The 19,550-nt window shown below is 40.0% G+C and carries 11 protein-coding genes; 3 read left to right on the forward strand and 8 right to left on the reverse strand.

From position 1 onward, the window contains the following. Nucleotides 1–167 precede the first annotated feature (167 nt). The 6 genes from ESZ39_RS13880 to ESZ39_RS13905 form a co-directional block, all read right to left on the reverse strand. Entirely contained in the window at nucleotides 168–566 is a 399-nt protein-coding gene (locus ESZ39_RS13880; RefSeq protein WP_146880502.1) for a PaaI family thioesterase, read from the reverse strand. A 9-nt stretch (nucleotides 567–575) separates the two neighbouring features. After that, nucleotides 576–1,310 carry an enoyl-CoA hydratase-related protein gene (locus ESZ39_RS13885; RefSeq protein WP_146880503.1) on the reverse strand — a complete coding sequence of 245 codons (735 nt, stop codon included), beginning with the start codon at nucleotides 1,308–1,310 and terminating at the stop codon, nucleotides 576–578. A gap of 92 nt (nucleotides 1,311–1,402) precedes the next feature. Beyond that, entirely contained in the window at nucleotides 1,403–2,377 is a 975-nt protein-coding gene (locus ESZ39_RS13890) for an NAD(P)H-dependent flavin oxidoreductase (RefSeq protein ID WP_146880504.1), read from the reverse strand. Nucleotides 2,378–4,298: 1,921 nt separating this feature from the next. Beyond that, nucleotides 4,299–6,395, reverse strand: coding sequence for a 3-hydroxyacyl-CoA dehydrogenase NAD-binding domain-containing protein (locus ESZ39_RS13895; RefSeq protein ID WP_146880505.1), 2,097 nt, complete (start codon nucleotides 6,393–6,395; stop codon nucleotides 4,299–4,301). A gap of 24 nt (nucleotides 6,396–6,419) precedes the next feature. Next, entirely contained in the window at nucleotides 6,420–7,619 is a 1,200-nt protein-coding gene (locus ESZ39_RS13900) for a 3-oxoadipyl-CoA thiolase (protein WP_146880506.1), read from the reverse strand. 14 nt (nucleotides 7,620–7,633) lie between these two features. Continuing rightward, a complete protein-coding gene (locus tag ESZ39_RS13905) occupies nucleotides 7,634–9,484 on the reverse strand; it encodes an acyl-CoA synthetase (RefSeq protein WP_146880507.1) in 1,851 nt (616 codons plus the stop codon). A gap of 469 nt (nucleotides 9,485–9,953) precedes the next feature. Here ESZ39_RS13905 and ESZ39_RS13910 point away from each other — a divergent pair, with 469 nt between their 5' ends. The 3 genes from ESZ39_RS13910 (at nucleotide 9,954) to ESZ39_RS13925 (ending at nucleotide 14,893) form a co-directional block, all read left to right on the forward strand. Next, nucleotides 9,954–11,396 carry a hypothetical protein gene (locus ESZ39_RS13910; RefSeq protein ID WP_146880508.1) on the forward strand — a complete coding sequence of 481 codons (1,443 nt, stop codon included), beginning with the start codon at nucleotides 9,954–9,956 and terminating at the stop codon, nucleotides 11,394–11,396. Nucleotides 11,397–12,161: 765 nt separating this feature from the next. Further along, complete coding sequence (locus ESZ39_RS13920) at nucleotides 12,162–13,157, forward strand: catalase family peroxidase (protein WP_146880510.1); 996 nt, start codon at nucleotides 12,162–12,164, stop codon at nucleotides 13,155–13,157. Nucleotides 13,158–13,801: 644 nt separating this feature from the next. Continuing rightward, entirely contained in the window at nucleotides 13,802–14,893 is a 1,092-nt protein-coding gene (locus ESZ39_RS13925; RefSeq protein ID WP_146880511.1) for an alkene reductase, read from the forward strand. Nucleotides 14,894–15,530: 637 nt separating this feature from the next. Here the strand turns inward: ESZ39_RS13925 and ESZ39_RS13930 are convergent. Continuing rightward, a complete protein-coding gene (locus ESZ39_RS13930; RefSeq protein WP_223270393.1) occupies nucleotides 15,531–18,098 on the reverse strand; it encodes an EAL domain-containing protein in 2,568 nt (855 codons plus the stop codon). Nucleotides 18,099–18,161: 63 nt separating this feature from the next. Next, on the reverse strand, nucleotides 18,162–18,812 hold the full coding sequence (locus tag ESZ39_RS13935) for a histidine phosphatase family protein (RefSeq protein ID WP_146880512.1): 651 nt from the start codon (nucleotides 18,810–18,812) through the stop codon (nucleotides 18,162–18,164). Between the last annotated feature and the right edge of the window lie 738 nt (nucleotides 18,813–19,550).

Below are 19,550 nucleotides of genomic sequence, written 5' to 3' on the forward strand. Positions count from 1 at the left end.
AGTTAAAATAGCTCAAGGCTGTGTTGCTCTCAATCCCAATAGCCAGCTATTGCTCAATCGAGCGCCTTACCTTGAGTTATTTTTCCTGCGCACAACAAGATCACAAACTTAATGGAACTGGTATAACGCCAAACCAGGTTTAACTGCATATTTTGCTTAAAGTTAACTTACTCTTTTCGATAGCGAAATACGCCTTGGCCTGAAGCTATAATATTGTCAAAAGAGTCAAATACCTCAGCTGAGCCATAATAGATATTTCGACCCGACGCGGTCACTTTGCCAATAGCATAAAGCTTATTGGACTGCGCTTGTCCTAAGTAATTTATGTTTAAAGATAAGGTTAAAGCTTTTTTATAATCAAGCGGATCGTCACTATGGGCACCCGATAAAGCCGTGGCAGCATCTAATAAGGTTGAAATAAAACCACCATGGGGGATCCCTGAACGGTTGAGATGTTCAGGCTTAAGCTCAGCACTAATTTTAATATGATTTTTATGCCATTCTTCCACCACAAAACCTAAATGGTTATTAAATGCCGGCATAGGTTTATTGGCCCAAGGTGTCATTTTAGCCCCTCATTTTTTTGTTCTGGCGGCGATAGATTCTTCACTTTGCAATAACTGTGCAAAAATCACTAATTCATTTTTAATCACATCGTTCAGTATGGCCTGCCCAGAAGCTTTCAGGAGTTTTTTGCTAGCACGCAAAGCATTTTGCGGTTTCAGCGCTAAGGCTTTCGCTTTACTTAAGGCAAAGTCAACTACCTCAGACTTGTCTACTTGCTGATTAACTAGGCCGATATCAATCGCCGTTTCAGTATTAAAAGCATCGCCGAGCATTAATAACTCAGCGGCTTTACGATGGCCAGCTAACTGAGGAATAAGCAGGCTTGAACCACCTTCAGGGCAAACACCTAAATCAACAAATGGCATTTTAAAATAAGTTTCTGAGGCGTAAACCAAATCAAAATGCAGCAACATAGTTACGCCTATACCCACCGCAACACCAGATACTGCGCCAACAATCGGCTTAGGATAGTTGAGCAGTTCATATAATAAAGTAGCGGCCGGTGAGGGTTTATTGGCATCACGATTATTAAAATCGTTTAAATCATTACCGGCTGAAAAAACCTCTTGCGTACCATGTATCAGTACCACTTTAATACTTTCATCAGTCACACTGTCTTTCAGTGCTTTAGCCATAGCGGCATACATTAAACTGCTTAAGGCATTTTTTTTCTCGGGGCGATTAATAGCTAAGTGTAAAACACCACTGTCCTGGTGAATTAAGATGTGTTCTTGATCTTTCATATAAAGAATACCTATTTATGATGTTGATGATTTACGGTCACGGCTCTTTTTTCTGCAAACCCTTATTTCTACAAGCGAATTTTTACCAACTATTATTCCTGCAAGCCATTTAAACGCGATAGCGCCACATCGTATTCTGTTTTAAAGCGTTCAACGACCGTAGCAACAGTAGCAACTTCGGTAATACTGCCTAAGCCTTGCCCTGCGCCCCAAATATCTTTCCAAGCCTTAGTTTTACTACCACCTGATGAGCCAAACTTCATTTTATTTTTATCACCTTCTTCTAAATCATCAGGATTTAAGCCAGCATTGGTAATACTGGGTTTGAGATAGTTGCCATGAACGCCGGTAAACAACGAACTATAAACAATATCTTTCGCGCTATGCTCAACTAACATATTTTTGTATGCTTGATCAGCATTAGCTTCTTTGGTAGCAATAAAAGACGTGCCAATATAGGCAAAGTCTGCCCCTAAAGCTTGCGCTGACAATATAGAGGCGCCATTAGCAATAGCGCCTGATAAGGCAATAGGGCCATCAAAAATTTGTTTAATTTCACTCACTAAAGCAAAAGGGCTTAAGGTTCCTGCATGGCCACCGGCGCCTGCACAGACTAATACTAAACCATCAACACCGGCTTCTATCGCTTTTTCGGCATGGCGAATATTAATAATATCGTGAAAAATAATGCCGCCATAAGCTTGAATACGTTGCACTAAGGTAGGGTCTAACGCGCGTAGGCTAGTAATAATCACTGGTACTTTATATTCAATACAGGTATTTACATCAGCCTCTAAACGGTCATTACTTTTATGCACGATTAAATTGACCGCATAGGGTGCAACGATAGCGTTAGGGTGAGCAAGCTGGTACTGATCTAACTCAGTTTTAATAGTAGTGAGCCATTGTGCCAATAATGATTGTGGACGGGCATTAAGCGCTGGAAAAGAGCCAACGATACCGGCTTTACACTCGGCAATAACCAGTTCTGGTCCTGAGACGATGAACATAGGAGCACTGATAACAGGTAAAGATAGTTTATTTTGTAATGTTTTTGGAATTGGCATGTTGATCCCCTAAAAGGTATTTATTGTGATGAAAAAAATGAGCTGCGCCAAAAATTGGCATAATAGCCATCTCACTAACGTTGTGATCATTTCATCTGATTATAATAAGCCACTGCTTAGTTATTTATCTCATGATTAAAATATAAGTAATTAACACATAAGTAATTAAAATAAATATCTGCTATTTTACCATTTCTATGGCGTATAAAGTAAAGGCTCTGTTGTCAGCCATAAGCACTAACGAAAAATGCTAAAAAATCAGCCATAGGCACTTTGTAGGTTGGACTTTAGTCCATCAAGTTAAATGAAATTTAACGGTTATCCGCGCAGATACCATGCAACAAAAATAATACACCGCTGCAAATTTTTTTGGTCCGCAGCAGTAATCGCCTGCTTAACGGTTGACGGACTAAAGTCCGACCTACAAAAAATTGCCAACCGCTATATTATTTGCCACAGGCACTATACTAAACACTACACAATCACCTACAGACACTACCGAGAAATGCTCAACAGTCAGCCATAGGCACTTTGTAGGTTGGACTTTAGTCCATCAAGTTAAATAAAATTTAACGGTTCTTCGCACAAATACCAAGCAACAAAAATAATACACCGCTGCAAATTTTTTTGGTCCGTAGCAGTAATCGCCAGCTTAATGGTTGACGGACTAAAGTCCGACCTACAAAAAATTGCCAACCGCTATATTATTTGCCACAGGCACTAGGCCAAACACTACATAATCACCTACAGCCACTACCGAAAAATGCTAAACAATCACCCGTAGGCACTTTGTAGGTTGGATTTTAGTCCATCAAGTTAAATGAAATTTAACGGTTATCAGCGCAGATACCAAGCAACAAAAATAATACACCGCTGCAAATTTTTTTGGTCCATAGCAGTAATCGCCTGCTTAACGGTTGACGGACTAAAGTCCGACCTACAAAAAATTGCCAAACACTATATTATTTGCCACAGGCACTATACTAAACGCTACACAATCACCTACAGACACTACCGACAAATGCTCAAAAATCACCCGTAGATACTTTGTAGGTTGGACTTTAGTCCATCAAGTTAAATGAAATTTAACGGTTATCAGCGCAGATACCATGCAACAAAAATAATACACCGCTGCAAATTTTTTTGGTCCATAGCAGTAATCGCCTGCTTAACGGTTGACGGACTAAAGTCCGACCTACAAAAAATTGCCAACCGCTATATTATTTGCCACAGGCACTAGGCCAAACACTACATAATCACCTACAGCCACTACCGAAAAATGCTAAACAATCACCCGTAGGCACTTTGTAGGTTGGACTTTAGTCCATCAAGTTAAATGAAATTTAACGGTTCTTCGCACAAATACCAAGCAACAAAAATAATACCCCGCTGCAAATTTTTTTGGTCCATAGCAGTAAATACCCGCTTAATGCTTGACGGACTAAAGTCCGACCTACAAAAAATTGCCAAACACTGTATTATTTGCCACAGGCACTATACTAAACGCTACATAATCACCTACAGGTACTACCGAAAAACGCTAAACAGTCAGCCATAGGCACTTTGTAGGTTGGACTTTAGTCCATCAAGTTAAATGAAATTTAACGGTTATCAGCGCAGATACCAAGCAACAAAAATAATACCCCGCGGCAAATTTTTTTGGTCCATAGCAGTAAATACCCGCTTAATGCTTGACGGACTAAAGTCCGACCTACAAAAAATTGCCAAACACTATATTATTTGCCACAGGCACTAGGCCAAACGCTATATTATTTGCCGTAAAAGCAATGTTGCCTTACATAGTCATTTTCTCTTTAAGCCTTTAAGCAGTAGGCTTTATCATCTAACAACAGTGTTGTGAAACAGTGCCAAAATAAAATAGTTAGTTAATAGTACCGGTATAACTTATTTTATAACTTGTTTAGCTGTTGGACCACTCAGATAAGGTTTTACCTTCTGCGACCAGTTGTTTTAACAGTGCCGCAGGTTGCCAAAACTCTTCACCGTAAGTCGCACCAAAATCACAGATAGTTTGATAGACTTTGTCTAAACCTATGGTTTCAGCATAAAACATCGGGCCGCCTCGAAAAGCCGGAAAGCCGTAACCGAATGCATAAACTACATCAATATCACTTGGGCGTTGGGCAATGCCTTCTGCCAGTATTTTAAAACCTTCGTTGATCAAGGCAAAAGTCAAACGCGCTAATATAGTTTCATCATTTATCGCTTTGCGCTCAACTCCCCTTTGCTTGGCTTGTGCCTCAATCACTTCAAGCACTATCGGATCAGCTATACGCTGTCTGGTCTCGGCGTCATAACGGTAATAGCCTGCACCGGTTTTTTGACCTAAACGACCCATTTCATATAAAGCATCAGCAATACAATAAGTTCTAACATCGCCTTTTTCTTCATCTGTTAAGCCTTCACGCGCTTTGTAGCCAATGTCTATACCGGCTAAATCGCCTACCGCTAACGGTCCCATTGCCATGCCAAAGTTTTGCATCACTGTGTCTATCGCTTCAGGGCTTGAGCCTTCAAGCAAACATAGTTGTGCTTCACGGGCGTATTGGCGCAACATACGGTTACCAATAAAACCATAACAAACACGCGATAATGCCGGGATTTTTTTAATGGTTTTAGCCATTGCCATTGACGTGGCTAATACTTGCTCAGAGGTTTTATCGCCACGGACAATTTCAAGTAATTTCATTACATTAGCTGGACTAAAGAAATGCAGACCAATAACATCTTGGGGACGAGAAGTAGACTCGGCAATTAAGTTAACATCTTGATAAGAAGTGTTACTGGCTAAAATAGCGCCGGGCTTACACACACTATCGAGCTTGGCAAAGACTTGTTTTTTAATCTCTAAATTTTCAAAAACCGCTTCAATCACCAAGTCCATGTTAGCGAGATCGTTATAATCGGTTGTGCCTGTGATCAACTCTTGACGTTGGGTGGCGAGCTCAGTGGTTAATTTACCTTTTTTAACTGTCATCGCGTAATTTTTAGCGATAATATCTTTACCACGTTGCAATGCTAGCTCGTTAATTTCCAGTAAGGTCACTGGAATACCGGCATTAACAAAATTCATCGCAATGCCGCCGCCCATAGTACCACCGCCAATAATACCGACGCGTTTTATCACTTTTAGTTCAGTACCTTTGGGTAACCCTTTAATTTTTGAGGACATTCTTTCCGCAAAAAACAGATGACGCAAAGCCGCTGACTGTGTTGATTGCATGCATTCGACAAACAAACGTCGTTCTACTTTAAGACCTTGCTCAAAAGGTTGACTCAAAGCAGCTTCAATACATTCAACAATACGTTGTGGTGCTTCTTGTTGGCGAAAACGTTTACTTAAATGGGCCCGATATTCAGCAAAAAATTCAGCTGAAATACCGGTTTTATCTGCCGCTATATCGCTGACTTTTTTAAGCACCCCACCTTGGGCAATAACCTCTTTGGCAAAATCAAGTGCAGCGCTAAGTAAATCACCTTCAACCACTTTATCAATTAAACCAATAGTTAACGCGTTAGCTGCCGTAATGGGCGTGCCTGTGGTGATTAAATCAAGTGCGGCTTTAACGCCGGCTAATCTAGGTACTCTTTGGGTGCCCCCCGCGCCAGGTAACAAGCCTAATTTAACTTCTGGCAAGCCCACTTTAGCGCTAGCCAATGCACAACGATAGTGACAAGCCAATGCCGTTTCTAAACCACCGCCAAGTGCCGTGCCATGAATCGCAGCAATAATAGGTTTGGTTGACGCTTCAATTATATCAAGCAGCCCAGGTAATGATGGTAACATCGGCGCTTTGCCAAATTCTGAGATATCTGCCCCGGCAATAAACGTACGGCCTTCACAAATCAACACTAAGGCTAAAGAAGCATCATTTTGTGCTTGTGCTACCGCGTCTTGAATACCGAGGCGTAATGCATGAGAAAGCGCGTTAACTGGCGGGTTATTTAAACGAATAACCCCGATATCACCCTCTAATTGATAACTAACAACTGACATAAATTCATTCCTTACTTTGAAAAGTTAAACACGCTCAATAACGACAGCGATACCTTGACCAATACCAATACACATGGTCGCTAATGCGTATCGACCACCGGTTTTTTCTAATTGGCGTAATGCCGTCATCATAATACGTGTACCACTAGCACCCAAAGGATGACCAATAGCAATAGCACCACCATTTTGATTGACCCTAGGGTCATCAAAAGCGATACCGAGTTGTTTCATGCAACCTAGCGCTTGTACGGCAAAGGCTTCATTAAATTCTAAAACGTCCATATCCGCTAGCGTTAAGCCTGCTCGCGCTAAGGCTTTTTGTGACGCTGGCACTGGCCCTAAGCCCATAACACGTGGTGCTACACCAGCAATAGCGCCGGCTATAATTCTACCGCGCGGTTTAATACCGGCTTTTTCACCGACTGCTTTACTACCAATAATCATTGCTGAAGCGCCATCGTTAATGCCTGAAGCGTTACCAGCGGTAACCACACCATCAAATAATGGTCTTAATTTACCCAAGGCTTCTGCGGTTGAAGCAGGACGTGGGTGCTCATCAGCGGTCACAGAAAGTGCGGGCAACTTACGCCCCTGTGACACTTCAATGGCAATAATTTCATCATCAAAATATCCTGCTACTTTCGCCGCTTCATACTTAGCTTGAGAGCTAGCAGCAAATACATCACAGTCTGCTCTGCTGATAGTTAAATCACTGGCAATATTGTCGGCTGTTTCTGGCATAGAATGGCCGCCATAGGCTTTAATAATCTCAGGATTAGTAAAACGAGCTCCCATGGTGGTGTCAAACATTTCTTGCTGGCGAGCAAAGGCTGAGCTTGCTTTAGCCAAAACAAAAGGCGCGCGACTCATAGATTCAACACCACAAGCAACAAATAAGTCACCTTCATTGGCTTTTACACAGCGAGCGGCATCTAACGCGGCTGATAAACTTGAGCCACACAAACGGTTCACCGTTATGCCACCCGTCTCAATCGGTAAACCCGCTAATAGCCCAGCAAAACGCGCAACATTACGGCTGTCTTCACCGGCTTGATTGGTACTACCGGCAATAACATCTTCATAAAGGCTTAAATCAAAGTCGTTGCGTTGCACTAAAGTCTTTATAAGGTGGGCAAGCATATCATCGGGTCGAACAGAAGATAAAATCCCACCATGACGTCCAAAGGCGGTTCTTGCCCCATCGTATATATACGCGTCTTTCATCATTTTTTCCTTGCTTATAAAGTTGTTTGATAATTAACCAAGACAGGAAAGGCGATTAATAATGCCGCCACTTTCTCTTGGTCTTGAGTATTTGATAATTGAATATAAACGACCTGACCTTTTTCTGGATCAAATTCTGCGCTAACTTGGGCAGTAATATTATTGGCTTTGAATAAGGCATTGACACTAAATTCGGTCGCTTTATTACGTAATAGAGGTTTGAACACTTTACCAACCGCCGTTAGCGGAAAACTATCGAGTATTTCAATACGCTTTGGAATGGCGGCTCTTTCGTTAATATGGCTTTGGCAATGGCGCAATAATTCAACGGCTGTTGTTTGCTGGGTATCTTTTACCACCACGTAAGCAACCGGTATCTCGCCTGCATGGGCATCAGGTTGACCAATAGCCACAGATTGGAGAACACCGGCATGCACCATTAATGCATCTTCAATAATCTGGGGATCAATGTTATGGCCACCGCGGATAATCAAGTCTTTTGCGCGGCCAGTCAGCTGAATATGTCCTCGGTCGTTAATCAAACCTAAGTCACCGGTATTAAACCATTCACCGTCAACCCATGCTCCTTCATTATCGCTTTCGTTCAAATAACCTTGAAAGATATTAGGGCCTTTGACCAAAATAATGCCAGGTTCATTAGCGTTACAAACACGGCTAATTTTATTATCAATAACTTGGGCAGCAATCACTCGGCTATAAGGTATGCCATTACCCACTGAAACCCCTTCAACCTCATAACCAGGTAATACCCTAGCCACCACGCAAGAAGATTCGGTCATGCCGTAGCCATTGGTAACATTACAATTAAAGCGGTGCTGAAAAGATAATTTCAGTTCAATAGGTAAAGGCGCTGAGCCACAAGCGGCATGTTCAAAGCAGCTAAGATCAATGTCTTCATCAGGCTGCTGTAGTAAAACAGAAATGATGGTCGGCACGGTAGGAAACCAGCACACTTGATATTTATTAACAAAAAACCACCAGTTTTTCACCGTATTAGGATGTCTAAATCCTTCTGGGGTCATAATAACTACCTTACGACCGACAAAAAACATCGATAAACTGGCGGCAATAACACCAAAAACATGAAATAAGGGTAAAGCATTCAATACCGCAGACTTGCCTTGAAAAGCATTAAACCCAGCATAAACTTGTACGACAAAACTAATATTATAATGCGATAGTTTCGCTACTTTAGGTCGGCCAGTGGTACCTCCGGTATGAAAATACATCGCAATATCGTCGCCTCTGGGTTGAGAGGTTTGGCTCAATCGTTCACTTGATTGAGCCGATATAGCCTGATTAAAATCAGTGATGGTTACGCGGTTATTATTGCTCTGGCCATAGCTATTATCAAGGACAAGTATTTGTTCAAGTGATGGTACGCGGGCAATAATCTCATGCACTTTTTTACCTAATTCAGTGCTCTCATCAAGCGAAACAGTGACTAATACTTTTGATTTTACTTCATTCAATATTTCAACGATGTGATCAACTTGCAACAGGTAGTTAATCGGGTTGGCAATCCCTACCGCTTGGGCAGCCCACATACTCAGGTGAGTTTCAGCCAAATTGGGCAGTAAAATAGAGATAACGTCTGTGCGTTCAACACCAAATGATTGATAGAGCTTTGCTGTTTGATTCAGCTTGTTAGCTAAAGTAGTAAAAGTGAGTGTGTTAGCGACTTCATCTCGCTCAGCCGTTAAGTGCTCAACTATTGCGGTATCAGCGGCGTATTCATCGGCTGCATGGCAAAAAATATCGTAAGTTGTTTTACAATGATATCGGTCTTGGTCGTTTATTTTTTCTAAATCAGCAAGTAACTCTACTTCTGTTAGTTTGGACATTAAGCGCTCACTCTAATACAATTTTTATTCATTATTACTACAACATTAATCACGCAGCAAAACAGTTCATTCATTCTGCAATGCGGAACTTGATTTTGCAAGTGTTTTTAAAATACTAGCCAATGTACTTGATACAATAATAAAATCATAGCTATTCAGTTGAAGAAAAGTTTAGAAATTACCCGTAAAATATCGGTTTTAATTCATCATATTAATAAAAACAGACAAACTTAACGATTTAAAATCTAATTCCGCCAGGCGGCACTACATGGTATTATTCTAAAAAAACTGCATGAAAATTTAACACCACACTAAATAAAGCCAAGAATAAATAACATTGACTACCGCTATTGTGCATTAGTGAGAGTCTCGACAAATATTGTCGCGAACAGTATAAAATGGAACTGTCTATCAATGAGCTTTATAATACTGCTTTTAATGTCAACTACTTATGTAAAAGAACATACCTATGAAGCATATTTCTAACCTGGAGCAAAGTGGCAAAATAACTAGCGCCTTTGCTTGGCTGTCACCGCTTTGCCTAGTGATTATTTTTTTTGCCACCTTAATAACTGAATGGACCGGGTACCAGCCACCTGCCCTATTGGCTGTATTGATGTTGATATTATTTATGTGCATCGAATGGAAACAGTTAGATTTATCAACAAAAATCATCGCATGGGTTGCTATGGGCTTAACACTTGTTTTGTTGTTGTTCTCACAGATATCATTTCATCAGCTTGCTAGCCTATCTAGCAGTGTGGTTTTTTTTGCTTTTTTCTTAATTGCTTTAGGGCTGTTAAAAGAAGCGGCTTTAAGCTCAAATTCTGTTAATCTCACCGGACAGGTACTATTACAGCAACACCCCGTTAGACGTTATGCGCTGCTGACCTTTGCCAGTCATGTTTTGGGAATATTAATGAGTGTTGGCGCCATTAACTTATTAGGCACCATGATCCAGAGAAGTCTAGATGACAACAAAGACACCGTAGACGCTCGCATCAACAGTGTCAGGCAACGCCGTATGATGCTAGCGGTGATGCGAGGATTTTGCAGCATTCCGCTTTGGGCACCCACTTCAATCACCATTACGCTGTTAGTCACCACCATTCCAGATCTAAAGTGGATAGATATTATTCCTTATGGTTTGTACCTCACCCTAGCGCTACTTTTATTTGGTATTTGGCTAGATCATGTCCAAGCACCGAAAAACCTTAGCCACCTTGTACCGACAATTTCCAACGATTTGTCCGCCTTAAAGGTCAGTTACCCTATTATTGCGGTTGTCATCACCTTGGCTATTATCTCTGCGCTACTCATCTTTACCTCGCCCCTGCGACCTATTGCTGCGGTGTTAGTTAGTGCACCACTTGTTAGCATAGCTTGGATATTTGCCCAGTACTATCGGGTACATAATAAAGTAAACGCTGTACGATTAACGCTAAAGCGTTTTAGCACAGAGATATTTTTTAGACTTGCCTTACAACGTTCAGAAATCGTATTTTTTGCTGGCTCGGTGCTGATTGGTCGCTTATTATTAACCGTGTTAGACCTTGACTGGTTTGCACAACAATTAGCCTATTTAAATTTATCTGCTGCGCTGATATTAATTGCCGCTTCATGGCTAATTTTTATTGCGGCGCTGTTATTTATTAGTCCGATGATTTCTGTCACTTTGATGGCTGGAGCTTTAGCTCAATTACCTGGTGTTAACAATATGCCCGTCATTATTGCACTCGTGATGATGGTCACTTGGGCCGTGGTTGCCGGTAGCTCACCTTCTACCACCTCAGTGCGTATTAGCGCTAAAATCACTGGCATTTCTGCCTTTCAAATGGGCGTAAAGTGGAATGGCTTATACAGTGTATTAGTACTATTAACCTTAGATTTTTTTCTCGTTGTTTTGGTGTAATTGCAAGGAATATAAAGGATATAAGCGTTAGTCGTTAGCAGAGAGCTTTATTTGAAGTTTTTTTAATAGCAAACAATGTTTCTTATATACAAATAATATTAATTTATAATAACGCTTGAATTTCTATCTATTAATCTACACTTAATCTGAGTCTATTGACCAGAGTTGTACAGTACCGGGTATAGAAGTGTCAGCCTATTTGCTTATTTTTAATCGCTTGGGCTGCTGTTGCAAGTTTTAATAACTTTCTCAGGTCTTATACCAGTTCCATTAAGTTTGTGATCTTGTTGTGCGCAGGAAAAATAACTCAAGGTAAGGCGCTCGATTGAGCAATAGCTGGCTATTGGGATTGAGAGCAACACAGCCTTGAGCTATTTTAACTAGTACAAGTGAGCAATAACTTAATGGGATTGGTATTATACCAGTTCCATTAAGTTTGTGATCTTGTTGTGCGCAGGAAAAATGACTCAAGGTAAGGCGCTCGATTGAGCAATAGCTGGCTATTGGGATTGAGAGCAACACAGCCTTGAGCTATTTTAACTAATACAAGTGAGCAATAACTTAATGGGATTGGTATAACTACAGCGTTATAAAATTTATAAGGTGAATAACTACTGACTAAATTTTATGCCTTGTATTTATCCATTTTTCCTCATGAAAAAGGTGATCACTTAATTAATCAAATTGGTATTATAAAAAACATTATGATCTTAGCGGCGAAAACTTTCGTAGTTCTAGCTTTTAATATAACAACAAGGAGCACAAATGAAGTATAACCTCATCACCTCAAGTATTATGGCTTTTTTCTTAATGGCGGGTGCCACAGCAACGTCAAATGCAGCTGAAAATGATAAAAAAGTTCAAGCAAATGATTTTATTGAACTATTTGAGAAGTTAGGTGGAAAACATCCGGGTTATAGAAAGGCACATGCTAACGGTATGTGTGCATCTGGAACTTTTGTGCCAACACCCAATAAACACTTCACAGGAGCAGCCTTATTATCGAACGGTGAACTACCTGTATCTATACGCTTTTCAGTAGGTGGTTCAAGCCCAAGTAGTAATGAAAGAGCCCCAGGTGCTCGCGGTATGGGTATGCAAATTCAACTACCTGATGGCGCTTTACATACTTTTACGGGTAACAATTTCCCAGTGTTTGCCGGCAAAAGCCCGGAAGTTTTTTACGGCTTTTTGTCAACCTTACTGCCTGATGAAAATGGCAACGCTGATCCAGCTAAAACTATGGCATTTGTCGAGCAAAATCCAAGCCTACAAGCGAATATTGCGTGGAATAAAACCGCTAAAACATCGGCTTCATTTGCCAATACTGAGTTTTTTGGTTTGCACACCTTTTACTTCGAACAACCCAATGAACAACAAACTAAATTTCGCTGGAATATTGAGCCAAGCTTAGGGGTTAAAACCCTAGAAAAAGCAGAGGCTGATAGTATGCCAACAGAGTTTCTAGCTGATACCTTCGCGCAGCAACTTAAAGATGAAACGGTTAGTTTTACCATTATGGCAAGCTTAGGCGAAGCACAAGATAGCGATATTGACCCGTCACAGCAATGGCCTAGTGAACGCCCTCAAGTGTCGCTTGGCACAGTGACCATTAAAACGAGTGGCGGCGATGCCTGTAAAAATACTAACTTTGATCCCAATGTGATGTCAGCGGGTTTTACACCAAGTGCAGACCCAGTATTAAAAATGCGCTCACCGGCTTATGCTATTTCTTTCGGTAAAAGATTGAGCGGTCAATAAATAATTTTCTAAACGTTTATTATAAAATAGCTATGCTGAAAAAATCAACGAGGGGTAGTTTACACCACCCCTTTTATTAGACCAATTTCATTAATTATCTGGTCTACCTCATACGTAGGGGAACAGCCAAATACAAGGCATAAAATTTAGTCAGTAGTTATTCACCTTATAAATTTTATAACGCTGTAGTTATTCATTTTAACCATTAAAAATGAGCAGGTAATTAATCAACTTGGTATAAGCTGTATCCATGCAGCGATAATGATTAAACAAATAACACAGTAGTGGGTTGTTTTAATTAGGTGAAATGACCAGATAATTAATGAGATTGGTATTACTTGAAACGCCAAATTAATCGATGATGGCAGCAGCCACATAGATAAAAAGCAAGCGATAAAAAGGACTCAGTATATTTTAATCTTCAGTCAAAAATTGTAAATAAATTAATTTATTTACAGCGTATTTAACATTATATTTCAATTTGAGTGTTCTGCTTTTATATAACTACAAGTTATTACAAAATATAAAACAATGTTTTTATATTATATGAGATAATCACATCAATGATTGAAAATCACACCTTATAACCTCTTAAATAGGTTTCTCAATAAATTATTCTCACAAATGAATAAGGAAAAAATAGCATGTCTACACCTACACTTTTTTCGACGACAACATTCGCCCAAAAACCCCTCAAAAATCGTTTCGTTCTTGCCCCGCTAACTCGTGGTCGTGCAGGTCCAACTCGCGTCCCTAATGAATTAATGGCAGAGTATTATGAACAGCGCAGTACTGCTGGCTTAGTGATTGCAGAAGCGACCGCTATATCTGAAGAAAGCAATGGTTGGGTAAACTCACCAGGTATTTATACCAATGAAATGGTCGAAGGTTGGAAGACAGTTACTGAACGCGTACATCAGCAAGGTAGCCAAATTATTCTTCAGCTTTGGCATACCGGACGAGCATCTCATAGTGATTTCCATAACGGTGAGTTGCCGCTATCTGCTTCAGAATTAAAAATTAATGGCGACCAAATTCATACCCCTGAAGCTAAAAAAGACTATGAAGTACCACGCGCAATGACCGTACAAGATATCAAAAGAACGGTTGAAGACTTTCGCAAAGCAGCTGAAAATGCCAAGGCAGCAGGCTTTGATGGCGTTGAAGTTCATGCAGCAAACGGCTACCTGATTAATCAATTCCTTGATGGTCGCACCAATCAGCGTGACGATGAATATGGTGGTAGCATTGAAAACCGTATGCGTTTTTTAAACGAAATACTTGCAGCGGTATTAACCGTATGGCCTGCGGAAAATGTAGGCAGTAGAATTTCGCCAAATGGCATATTCAATGATATGGGCTGTGATGACTATAAAGAATTATTTACGGCGGTTATGCAGCGTTTTACCCATTATCAGCTCGGTTTTGTGCATATTATGGATGGCTTAGCCTTTGGTTTTCACGAACGTGGAGAGCCGATGACATTAGCAGATTTCAGAAATAAATATAATGGCCTTATCATAGCTAATTGTGGCTACGACCAGTCAAAAGCTGAAGCAGCAATAGGGTCAGAAAAAGCTGATCTGGTCGCTTTTGGTCGCCCCTATATTTCTAACCCAGATTTACCGCAGCGTATGTTGAATAACTGGCCATTAGCACCATCTGATGATACGAGTGCTTGGTATGGCGGTGGCGCTAAAGGTTATACTGATTATGAAGTATATACACCCGCTTAGATTTTAAAACCTGACTTGTGGGACAGCATTTACAGACAGTAAAGCTGTCCCTGTTGATACAGTAGTACTCTGCATTATTAACCAAAACTTGTTAACCAAAACTTATTAACCAGCAATCAATAACAAAGCCTCACTTGCATGGTATTGTCGTTTAACGCGACAAATACCCCCATTACTGTTCACCAAATTGCGAAAAAATAACCATAACGCTAATGAATAATGGGACTAAGTTCACTAAAATAACCATTATTAACTTATACCAATCCCATTAAGTTATTGCTCACTTGTACTAGTTAAAATAGCTCAAAGCTGTGTTGCTCTCAATCCCAATAGCCAGCTATTGCTCAATCGAGCGCCTTACCTTGAGTTATTTTTCCTGCGCACAACAAGATCACAAACTTAATGGAACTGGTATTATACCAATCCCACTAAGTTATTGCTCACTTGTACTAGTTAAAATAGCTCAAGGCTGTGTTGCTCTCAATCCCAATAGCCAGCTATTGCTCAATCGAGCGCCTTACCTTGAGTTATTTTTCCTGCGCACAACAAGATCACAAATTTAATGGAACTGGTATTAGCTAAATTACGATGGATGTTTGAGTTTTTTATATCAAGTATTAGGTAAGTATTAGCATATTTATTTTGCAGCTAATATACCAGCAGAGTTCTCTATCGAAGCGATATCAGCAAAGGGTTGTGGTTTGGAAATATAATAACCTTGCGCGTAGTCAACTTGAATGTTTTTCAAGGTATCTAGAATTGATTTCGTTTCAACAAACTCAGCGATAGTTTCTAAGCCCATGACGTGACCTATCTCATTAATCGACTTTACCATCGCCAGTTTTATCGGATCCTTATCTATGCCTCTGATAAAAACACCATCAATTTTAAGTTTATCAACCGGTAATTCTTTCAGGTACTCGTAAGAAGAAAGCCCAGTGCCAAAGTCATCTAGCGCAAACTTAAAGCCTTTATCACGCAATTGCTGGATGAATTTTTTCGCTGCATTCAGATTTGAAATAATTGCCGTTTCAGTAATTTCAAAACATATCTGCTTTGGTTGAATTTGAAATTCATCAACCTTCTCTAGCAAAAATTGGAGAAAGTCTACATGACCTATTGAAGTACCCGACAGGTTGATCGAGCACTGCTCGATAATTGGTGCATTCTTTTGCATTTTATTTAACATGGAAAAAGCACGGTTAACTACCCATCTATCTATATTGCTTGATAAAAGATAGCGTTCAGCTGCTGGCAAAAAAACAGCCGGAGAAATAATTTCATTGTGCTCATTTCTGAGCCTAATTAATAATTCTACATGCAGCTTATGATCAATGCTATTGCCCTCACTCAATGGGCTTATCGTTTGATAATAAAGCTCAAACTGGTTTGTTTCAATCGCCTTAGGAATTTTATTAGCCCAAAGCATCTGCCCTTTCCGCTCAGCCAATTGTTTACTATCTGCTTTATGAGCCTGTACACGATTTCCACCTAGTTCTTTGGCTAGATAACAAGCGGTATCAGCTTCGGACAAGATAGTACCGTAGTCGATCGAAAGTTCATTAATTTCAACCACACCGATACTACTACCGATACGAAATACATGATTGCCCCAGGGAAAGCGAAATGCTTCAATGGCCTTAACCAAATTATTGGCAGCACGTAAACCAGCAGACATTGAGCAGTGTTCAAACAAGATGCCAAATTCGTCACCACCGAGTCTAGCCAAAGTATCTCGTTCACGTATATGTTTTTTTAACTCTTTACTTATTTGTATTAAGAGTTGATCACCAGCCGCATGTCCGTAGGTGTCATTGATTATTTTGAATTGGTCAAGGTCTAAATAGCAAAGCATGTGCTGCTTTTTTTCACTCTTTGCTGTTTTTAGTGTTCGCGTAACCCGTCGCTCAAATTCCCAGCGATTGACCAGCTCTGTGAGCTCATCATGTGTCGCCTGATGGGATAGTTTGGCTGACAAATTTTGGGCTTCGGTAACATCTTCGCAGGCTAACAGAATCATGGCGTCTTCATTATCCTTAATAGCTTGTCCCGTTTCGCGTAACCAGATTATATTGCCATCTTTGTCACGCTTGCGAAGTGTCAGTTGCCTCCTTCTACCCGGAAAGCTGATGCACTGTTCTATCATCTTTCTGGCATCATCGCGATCATCCGACATGACGAGTTTGAATATCGACAACCCCACGATTTTATCTGATGAAGATCCAAATTGTGAAGCACCGCGTCGGTTAATTGACAAAATCTTACCCGCTTGGTCGAGTGTAAAAAGTATTAATGGATTATCTTCGTATAAAGCACGAAAGCGCTCTTCGCTCTGGCGCAGTGACATTTCGATTTGTTCACGCCGATTAATCTCATTATATAATTGAGCTTTTACTTCATCACGCTTAATCAAAGCCTCTCTGAACACTTCGAATGCATGGTTGACGACACCAAATTCGTCTTTTCTTTTTTCCTGCGGTATTTGGATATTAGTGTTTCCGCCTGCAAGTCCACTCAAACGGGCAATGATGCCTTTGATGTCTCTAAGAAATACCTGAGAAAGTATAAAGCTGACAACAATGATAAAAAATAACGTGCCGCCTAGCGCCATAAAAAGATTATTACGAATACTGTCGAGATTTTTCCTCGCATTAATAACCGACTGCTCAGTTTCTATCTGTGAGTTATCAATAAAAATAAGAAATTGGGTGTTTGCCTGTTCATAGGATTTATTCGCACGCAGCATAAATTGCACAATTAAATCAATATTGACTGAAGACATTAATACCGTCGACCCCATTTGGTCTCGGTAAGTTTCAAGTTCGGCTTTTAAATTAGCATAAAGCACAGCTTGATCCTGCGCCAGGTCAAAACTTGATTTCAGTTTTTCGAAGTCTTTAATAATGTTATTCAATATGGAAATATGTTCACGACCAACCGAATAAAACTCGCTTTCAGAAATATTTTCCTTAAGCGCAGATGCCAATAAGCTAATAAAATGGACATGATTGGTAGAAAAATCAGAAAAAATTCTAGAGAGTACCTGCATCTTGGGAATATGTTCACGTTCTATCTGCACCAGTAAGGTGTATTCTCTTTTCTGCTCAGCGAGAAAAGTCAGGCTCAATGATAGTAGCAAGAGTATGGCAATTGCCGGTAACAACAAAAATTTGAATCGAATAGATAAATTAGATAACCATTTCATTTTAATATCTTTATTGCTAATTTAGCATTGCTAAATTGAGGAGAAAATAAATTATACATAGAATTACTGACCAGCGACCTTAAGCAGCCTTTGCCAGTCTGTAGGTCGAATAGTAGCGATATACTTGAATGAATTGCCTTCCGGTTTGAAAACGATAGCAACACCTTCAGGCTTGGGCCAAATGCCAACTGCTTCTTGCAGATTGGCAGTATGCGCAGACAGCACATCATTGGCTCCTTCAGTAGTAGGTATTTTCGACAGCATTTTCTGCAGCGCCTTAGCCTGGAGATTCATCGTGGCTTCGTCAGCGATTATAGTATGCTTTAGATCAGGATGAATCTCTGTGCTACCAAATGCAAGCGTCGCTGTATCAATAGAACGGCAATAAGGGCTGCTAATAACAGCGCCTATTTTGATATCCAGTTGCCTGATAACATCTCCTATCCAGCTCATTTCCTTGCGGCCTTCTTCCGATAGCAAGCGTTGAGTCGCGCAATTTTTTAAATTTATTCGATCGCTATCAAAAGTATTATGATTGGTTTTGCCATGCCTAAAATAAAGAATATAGCCACCATGCCTTAACCCAGAAATCAGCTGAGTGTCATTGATACTATTTTCTAAATTGGGAGTTTCTACACTGTTCGCGGCGAACAGTACTGTCGAAAAATTTAGTAACATATAGGTGAGAAAAGACGGTATAAAATTCATTTTCATGGTTTTAATCCACTTGTTTTAATCTTTAGTTAGTGATGCTATTACGTTCATTTATAATTACTGAAATCATTTATCTATTAATAATACCAATCAAACTAACTAAGTGATCTTTTTAAATGGTCTAAATATCCAATAACATCGTTGCTTTCAATCCCAATAGCCAGCTATTGCTCAATCAAGCGCCTTGTTCTTGAAAATTTACCCTCATTAAAATTTGCACCATTAATTAATTTGATTGGTATAAGTTATCTACTAATGAACTATCTACATCCATCACTTGCTCAGCCTCAATGACAGAGCAGTTTTATCAACAACTAATTGCGCGAATTCAAGTCTTAATTCTGGTCTAAATGGGGTGTTTTTCTTTTTGTTATGGTGCCAATTAGTGTTTGAATAGGTGCTTAGTAATACCAGTTCCATTAAGTTTGTGATCTTGTTGTGCGCAGAAAAAATAACTCAAGGTAAGGCGCTCGATTGAGCAATAGCTGGCTATTGGGATTGAGAGCAACACAGCCTTGAGCTATTTTAACTAGTACAAATGAGCAATAACTTAATGGGATTGGTATAACATCCAATTAGGTTGCTAAATTAACTATGCCACTACACAGGTGAAAAAGCTACTAATCAATCTATAGCGGATAAGTTTTCCTCTGTTCTTCTCGTTTACATGTTTCGGCAACGCTGCACGTGCCTGTTCACACACTAAGTTTCACTAAAGACGTTAAGTAATCTAAAGTC

The sequence above is a fragment of the Colwellia sp. C1TZA3 genome (genome assembly GCF_007954265.1).
Classification (GTDB): domain Bacteria; phylum Pseudomonadota; class Gammaproteobacteria; order Enterobacterales; family Alteromonadaceae; genus Cognaticolwellia.

Excerpts from the sequence above, each read along its gene's own strand:
- ESZ39_RS13880 (WP_146880502.1), bottom strand. The coding sequence starts at position 566 with ATGACACCTTGGGCCAATAAACCTATGCCGGCATTTAATAACCATTTA.
- ESZ39_RS13885 (WP_146880503.1), bottom strand. The coding sequence starts at position 1,310 with ATGAAAGATCAAGAACACATCTTAATTCACCAGGACAGTGGTGTTTTA.
- ESZ39_RS13890 (WP_146880504.1), bottom strand. The coding sequence starts at position 2,377 with ATGCCAATTCCAAAAACATTACAAAATAAACTATCTTTACCTGTTATC.
- ESZ39_RS13895 (WP_146880505.1), bottom strand. The coding sequence starts at position 6,395 with ATGTCAGTTGTTAGTTATCAATTAGAGGGTGATATCGGGGTTATTCGT.
- ESZ39_RS13900 (WP_146880506.1), bottom strand. The coding sequence starts at position 7,619 with ATGAAAGACGCGTATATATACGATGGGGCAAGAACCGCCTTTGGACGT.
- ESZ39_RS13905 (WP_146880507.1), bottom strand. The coding sequence starts at position 9,484 with ATGTCCAAACTAACAGAAGTAGAGTTACTTGCTGATTTAGAAAAAATA.
- ESZ39_RS13910 (WP_146880508.1), top strand. The coding sequence starts at position 9,954 with ATGAAGCATATTTCTAACCTGGAGCAAAGTGGCAAAATAACTAGCGCC.
- ESZ39_RS13920 (WP_146880510.1), top strand. The coding sequence starts at position 12,162 with ATGAAGTATAACCTCATCACCTCAAGTATTATGGCTTTTTTCTTAATG.
- ESZ39_RS13925 (WP_146880511.1), top strand. The coding sequence starts at position 13,802 with ATGTCTACACCTACACTTTTTTCGACGACAACATTCGCCCAAAAACCC.
- ESZ39_RS13930 (WP_223270393.1), bottom strand. The coding sequence starts at position 18,098 with ATGAAATGGTTATCTAATTTATCTATTCGATTCAAATTTTTGTTGTTA.
- ESZ39_RS13935 (WP_146880512.1), bottom strand. The coding sequence starts at position 18,812 with ATGAAAATGAATTTTATACCGTCTTTTCTCACCTATATGTTACTAAAT.